Origin of the sequence: Burkholderia sp. E168m23 (assembly GCF_016586125.1) — a bacterium.
Lineage (GTDB): Bacteria > Pseudomonadota > Gammaproteobacteria > Burkholderiales > Burkholderiaceae > Burkholderia > Burkholderia orbicola.
In genome coordinates this window covers 1-5,596 of record NZ_BCPP01000452.1, presented here as the reverse complement: position 1 = coordinate 5,596, position 5,596 = coordinate 1, and the positions used below count along the sequence as shown (strand labels likewise).

The 5,596-nt window shown below is 65.9% G+C and carries 7 protein-coding genes; 1 reads left to right on the top strand and 6 read right to left on the bottom strand.

Annotation, left to right across the window (positions count from 1 at the left end):
* The 3 genes from JMF90_RS21790 to grpE form a co-directional block, all read right to left on the bottom strand.
* Nucleotides 1-1,081, bottom strand: a 1,081-nt coding sequence (locus JMF90_RS21790; protein ID WP_201325418.1) for an Hsp70 family protein, incomplete at its 3' end; no start/stop codon positions are given.
* A 148-nt stretch (nt 1,082-1,229) separates the two neighbouring features.
* Entirely contained in the window at nt 1,230-1,673 is a 444-nt protein-coding gene (locus JMF90_RS21785) for a thioredoxin family protein (RefSeq protein ID WP_201316714.1), read from the bottom strand.
* Nucleotides 1,674-1,683: 10 nt separating this feature from the next.
* A complete protein-coding gene (grpE, locus tag JMF90_RS21780; protein ID WP_006476840.1) occupies nt 1,684-2,229 on the bottom strand; it encodes a nucleotide exchange factor GrpE in 546 nt (181 codons plus the stop codon).
* Nucleotides 2,230-2,581: 352 nt separating this feature from the next.
* On the opposite strand from grpE, the gene JMF90_RS21775 reads away from it, so the two are divergent.
* Nucleotides 2,582-2,743 (top strand): hypothetical protein, encoded by a 162-nt coding sequence (locus JMF90_RS21775; RefSeq protein ID WP_006476841.1) that lies wholly within the window; start codon nt 2,582-2,584, stop codon nt 2,741-2,743.
* Here the strand turns inward: JMF90_RS21775 and JMF90_RS21770 are convergent.
* The 3 genes from JMF90_RS21770 to hrcA all read right to left on the bottom strand — a co-directional run bounded on the left by JMF90_RS21770 (nt 2,715) and on the right by hrcA (nt 5,450).
* Nucleotides 2,715-3,122 (bottom strand): RNA-binding S4 domain-containing protein, encoded by a 408-nt coding sequence (locus JMF90_RS21770; protein ID WP_201316713.1) that lies wholly within the window; start codon nt 3,120-3,122, stop codon nt 2,715-2,717. The two genes, JMF90_RS21775 and JMF90_RS21770, sit on opposite strands and share 29 nt — an antisense overlap.
* An 84-nt stretch (nt 3,123-3,206) precedes the next feature.
* Nucleotides 3,207-4,271, bottom strand: coding sequence for a ferrochelatase (gene hemH / locus JMF90_RS21765; RefSeq protein WP_027810726.1), 1,065 nt, complete (start codon nt 4,269-4,271; stop codon nt 3,207-3,209).
* 156 nt (nt 4,272-4,427) lie between these two features.
* Nucleotides 4,428-5,450: a heat-inducible transcriptional repressor HrcA gene (hrcA, locus tag JMF90_RS21760; RefSeq protein ID WP_011544637.1), complete on the bottom strand. Its 1,023-nt coding sequence runs from the start codon at nt 5,448-5,450 to the stop codon at nt 4,428-4,430.
* Between the last annotated feature and the right edge of the window lie 146 nt (nt 5,451-5,596).

Below are 5,596 nucleotides of genomic sequence, written 5' to 3'. Positions count from 1 at the left end.
CCTTGCCGAAGAACTCCTTCACCTTCTCCATGACCTTCGGCATGCGCGTCTGGCCGCCGACCAGGATCACGTCGTCGATGTCCGACACCTTGACGCCTGCGTCCTTGATCGCGATGCGGCACGGTTCGATCGTGCGCTCGACGAGGTCTTCCACCAGCGCTTCCAGCTTCGCGCGGGTGATCTTCAGGTTCAAGTGCTTCGGGCCCGACGCGTCCGCCGTGATGTACGGCAGGTTGATTTCGGTCTGCTGGCCCGACGAGAGCTCGATCTTCGCCTTTTCAGCGGCTTCCTTCAGGCGCTGCAGCGCGAGCACGTCCTTCGACAGGTCGACGCCCTGCTCCTTCTTGAACTCGCCGATGATGTAATCGATGATGCGCTGGTCGAAGTCTTCGCCGCCGAGGAACGTGTCGCCGTTGGTCGACAGCACTTCGAACTGCATTTCGCCGTCGACGTCCGCGATCTCGATGATCGACACGTCGAACGTGCCGCCGCCGAGGTCATACACGGCGATCTTGCGGTCGCCCTTCTCGACCTTGTCGAGGCCGAACGCGAGCGCGGCTGCGGTCGGCTCGTTGATGATCCGCTTGACTTCGAGGCCCGCGATGCGGCCAGCGTCCTTGGTCGCCTGGCGCTGGCTGTCGTTGAAGTACGCCGGCACCGTGATCACGGCTTCCGTGACCGGCTCGCCGAGGTAGTCTTCGGCCGTCTTCTTCATCTTGCGCAGCACTTCAGCCGACACCTGCGGCGGCGCGAGCTTTTCGCCGTGCGCTTCGACCCATGCATCGCCGTTGTCGGCCTTGATGATCGAGTACGGCATCAGGCCGATGTCCTTCTGGACTTCCTTCTCTTCGAAACGGCGGCCGATCAGGCGCTTCACGGCGAACAGCGTGTTCTTCGGGTTGGTCACCGACTGGCGCTTGGCCGGCGCGCCGACGAGCACTTCGTTGTCGTCCATGTACGCGATGATCGACGGCGTGGTGCGCGTGCCTTCCGAGTTCTCGATGACCTTGACCTGGTTGCCTTCCATGATGGCGACGCACGAGTTCGTGGTGCCGAGGTCAATACCGATGATCTTTCCCATTTTTTCCTAATCTCCAGAAATGCTTGTTTGCTGCACGAAACGCCGCGTTTTTGGGCGGTTTCGCACGCCAGAATTCAACTCTGTTCCCGAAATGCGTCCGCCCGATCCGTTTTCAAGACCCGACGAGCGATGCGGATATTAAATTTTTTCAATCGCCGCCGGCTAGCGGATCGTGCGGGCCGCCAGTGCGCTCGCCGGCCGGGACAGCGGCCGCCGCGGCGATCTTCGCGCGCGCCGCCGCGACGGCCGCCTGGAACTGCGCGAGGCCGTGCCAGCCGGTCGCGCGGCCCAATCGCTTGCCGCGGTGGAAGAAGAACCACGTCGGCACGCCGTGCAGCCCGAAGCGGCGCCCCAGCTCATGGTGTTCGTACACGTTGCAATGGAACCACTTCAGGCCCAGCGCGCGGATCGCGTCGGGCTGGGCGAGCATCGCCTTCTTCGCGATCTCGCAGTTGAAGCAGTCGACGCCCCAGAAGAACACCACGGCCAGCGCATCGCCCGCGCCGTCGATGGCCGCGTCGAACGTGCCGGCGTCGAGCGCCTGCATGTCGAACGCGTCGAACGCGGCCGGATCGACGCCGCCGGGCACCATGTCGGCCGCCTTACTTCGGCTGGGCAACGGTGACGAGCGCCGGGCGCAGCACGCGGTCGGCGATCGTATAGCCCTTTTGCAGCACCGAGACGACGGTGTTCGGTTCCTGCTCGGCCGGCACCATCGAAATGGCCTGGTGCTGGTGCGGATCGAACTTCTCGCCGATCGGGTTGATCGCGACGACGCGGCCCTTCTCGAGCGCGCTCGTCAGCTGGCGCAGCGTCAGCTCGACGCCTTCGCGCACCTTCGCGATGTCGCCGGAGGTATCGTTGACGGCCGCTTCCAGGCTGTCCAGCACGGGCAGCAGGTGTTCCGCGAAGCTCTCGATCGCGAACTTGTGCGCCTTCGACACGTCGTCCTGCGCGCGGCGGCGCACGTTCTCGGTCTCGGCCTTCGCCCGCAGGAAGCTTTCCTGGAGCTCGGCGACCTTGGCTTGAGCCTCCGCGAGCGCCGCGTCGGCAGCTTCGGCAGCGGGTGCGGCGCCTTGCGCCGCCTGCTTCTCGCTGCCGATGTCTTCGGCCGATGGGGTAGTCGGGTTCTCTTGCGTGTTTTCCATGTCGCTGAAAGTCGATTAGAGGTTGAAGCCAAATCGGCAACCGTCGGACGTATACCCGACGGCACCGCACATTACTGGTGCAAATAAGGGCGAAAACTGCAATTTCAAGAGGGTCTTTCGCCGGCATTCGCCAATGCCGCGAAATAACCGCGCACTTTCCGGTGCAGGCGTCGCATAGTCCGCCGGATCGGGCGAAACGGCCTGTAACAACGCTTACCGGGCAAGTACTAGCTCCGCACAGGCCGGCTGCACTACACTCCATTCAAGCGTCGGAAAGCGTGTTTACCCTGAGCTGACCGTCGCCTGACATCCACCTGGCGCCGTTTTCACCCTTGTTCTCGAGGGGAGTACCGTGAAACTGACCTTTGCGATATCGGTGGTCGCGCTGGTACTCATTGCCGGCACCACCACCATCTGTCTGTCGGGAGCCGTCACCGACCGCACGACCGAATACGGAAGCGCGCGGGCGACGTTCGACCAGATGTTCAGCTCCCACCAGAAAATCTGTCGATGATGCGCCGGTCGCGCTTCGTCGGCCGGCCGTGCAGTTCGGCCGCCGGCTCGCGATACGTGCGGCGCCGCTCCAGTTCGGCGAGCCGCGCGGCCCGCCCCGCTCCCGTTTCAGCGTAGAGCGTCTGCGCGACGCTCGCAGGTCCGCGCACGTCGCACACGCCCAGCACGGCAATGTGCCAGACCATGCCGTCGATCGCAATCTCCACCTCGTCGCCGACCCGCACGTCCTTCGACGGCTTGACCGCCGCGCCGCCGATCTTCACGTGCCCCTTGTCGACCGCATCGGTCGCGAGCGAGCGCGTCTTGAAGAACCGGGCCGCCCACAGCCATTTGTCGATGCGCAGCTTCGCGCCCGGCTCCGTGGAAATCTTGTAGTTCATGTCAGTCTCCGCCGGGCCGCCCTGCAAAGGCCGGCCGCGCCTTCGGGCGGCAGCGGGTGCAGTGGACGCGGCAGTCGTTTCATCTCAGTTGACCGGTTCGGGCTGCGCAGCCTTGACGGGCCAGCCCTGCAGATTCTCCGCGACGATCTCGCCGAGCGCACCGATCCACGCGGACGCGCCGTTCAGGCACGGAATGCGGTGGAAGGTCTTGCCGCCGCCGGCGAGGAACTCGTCGCGCACCTCCATGCCGATTTCCTCGATCGTCTCCAGGCAATCGGCCGTGAAGCCGGGACAGAACACGTCGGCGCGCCGCACGCCGGCCTCGCCGAATTCGCGCAGCGTCGGCGCGGTGTACGGCTGCAGCCATTCGGCCTTGCCGAAGCGTGACTGGAACGTGACGCGGCATTCGGTGGTCGATAACCCCAGCGCGGCCATCAGCAACGCGCCCGTCTGCTGGCACTGGTCGTGATACGGGTCGCCGAGATCGAGCGTGCGCTTGGGCACACCATGGAAACTCAGCACCAGCTTGTCGCCGGCCGCGAAATCGGGCCGGCCGTGCTGCGCCCAGTACTGGCGCACCTGCTCGGCCAGCGCGTGGATATAGGCCGGATGGTCGGCGTAGTGCCGCACCGTGCGCACTTCCGGCTGATTGCGCATGCGCGCCAGCGCGTCGAACGCGGCATCGAAGGCGGTGGCCGTGGTCGACGCCGAGTATTGCGGATACATCGGCATCAGCAGCACGCGCTCGACGCCGGCACGCTTGAACTGCGCGAGCGCATGCGAAATGTTCGGGCTGCCGTAGCGCATCGCGTAGTCCACCATCACGTGATAGCCGTTCGACGTGAGCAGATGGCGCACGCTGTCGGTCTGGCGCTCGGTGTACACGCGCAGCGGCGAACCCTCGGGCATCCAGACGGCCGCGTATTTCTTCGCGGACGCGCGGCCGCGCAGCGGCAGGATCAGCGTGCGCAGCAGCACCTGCCAGACGGCCTGCGGGATTTCGACGACCCGCGGGTCCGACAGGAATTCGGCCAGGTAGCGCCGTACCGCGCGCGGCGTGGGCGCGTCGGGTGTGCCGAGATTGATCAGCAGCACACCGATGCGATGGGCGGCCGCGACGCTCGAAGGCGGCTCAAGATCGAAACGCATGGGCAAGAACGTGCTCGAGGCACGGGACCGGACGGTCCTCGATTATAGCGGGCCGCCCCGTGCCGTTCGGCCGACTGTCGCCGCAAACGGCGGCGCGGCACGATAGCGGGGCGGGATCGGGCAGGCGATTGTCCGCCACCGCCGACGGGTCACCGGTTATTGCTGGCTCAGCGTGAGCGACAGCAGGCGCGCGGTGATGTCGACGATCGGGATCACGCGGTTGTACGCCATCCGGGTCGGGCCGATCACGCCGAGCGTGCCGACGATCTGCCCGTTCACCTCGTACGGCGCGGTGACGACGCTCATTTCCTCGATCGGCACGAGCGTCGATTCGCCGCCGATGAAGATCTGCACGCCCTGGGCGTGGCTCGACACGTCGAGCAGTTGCAGGAGGCCCGTCTTTTGGTCGAATACGTCGAACAGCTTGCGCAGCCGCGCCATGTCGGAAGAAAGATCCGCCACTTCGAGCAGGTTGCGCTCGCCGGAAATCAGCACGGTGTCCTCGGTGTCGGGCACCTCGGTGCTGGCCGTCACGGCCGCGTGCATCAGCGTCGTCATGTCGCCGCGCAGCTGGTCGATCTCGTCGCGCAGGCGGCGGCGCACCTCGTCGAACGACAGGCCGGCGAAATGCGCATTGATGTAGTTGGACGCCTCGGTCAGCTGCGACGGCGAATAGTCGCGCGGCGTCGCGAGCATGCGGTTCTGCACGTCGCCCTCGGGCGTGACGATGATCAGCAGGATGCGCTTGTCGGACAGGCGCATGAACTCGATCTGCTTGAACACGTGGCTGCGGCGCGGCGTCAGCACGACGCCCGCGAACTGCGACAGGTTCGACAGCACGCTCGCGGCGGCCGCGACCACCCGCTGCTGCGGCTCGCCGGCCTGCAGCGTGTTCTGCACCTGGCGCGCGACGGCCTCGGCGTCGATCGGCGCCTCGACCGTCAGCATCGTATCGACGAACAGCCGGTACCCGCGCGGCGTCGGCACGCGGCCGGCCGACGTGTGCGGGCTCGACACGAGGCCGAGCTCCTCCAGGTCGGACATCACGTTGCGGATCGTCGCCGGGCTCAGCTCGAGCCCGGAGTAACGGGACAACGTGCGCGAGCCGACCGGCTGACCGTCGGCGATATACCGTTCGATCAGGGTTTTCAGGAGGGTTCGTGCGCGAGGATCTAGCATGGTGGAAAATTTTAGCGCAACCGCGCGACTGCGGCGAGTACCGTCGGCCACCGTTGCGCGGGGCGGCCCGATCCGGCCCCCTCGGCGCACAGCCGGTTCTTTTCGTCAACGAGCTATGGTGTAATGCCGGCATGAAAACCGGTAAT

Bases quoted from the DNA above. Each gene is read 5' to 3' on its own strand.
- JMF90_RS21785 (WP_201316714.1), bottom strand. From the start codon at position 1,673: ATGGTGCCCGGCGGCGTCGATCCGGCCGCGTTCGACGCGTTCGACATG.
- grpE (WP_006476840.1), bottom strand. From the start codon at position 2,229: ATGGAAAACACGCAAGAGAACCCGACTACCCCATCGGCCGAAGACATC.
- JMF90_RS21770 (WP_201316713.1), bottom strand. From the start codon at position 3,122: ATGAACTACAAGATTTCCACGGAGCCGGGCGCGAAGCTGCGCATCGAC.
- hemH (WP_027810726.1), bottom strand. From the start codon at position 4,271: ATGCGTTTCGATCTTGAGCCGCCTTCGAGCGTCGCGGCCGCCCATCGC.
- hrcA (WP_011544637.1), bottom strand. From the start codon at position 5,450: ATGCTAGATCCTCGCGCACGAACCCTCCTGAAAACCCTGATCGAACGG.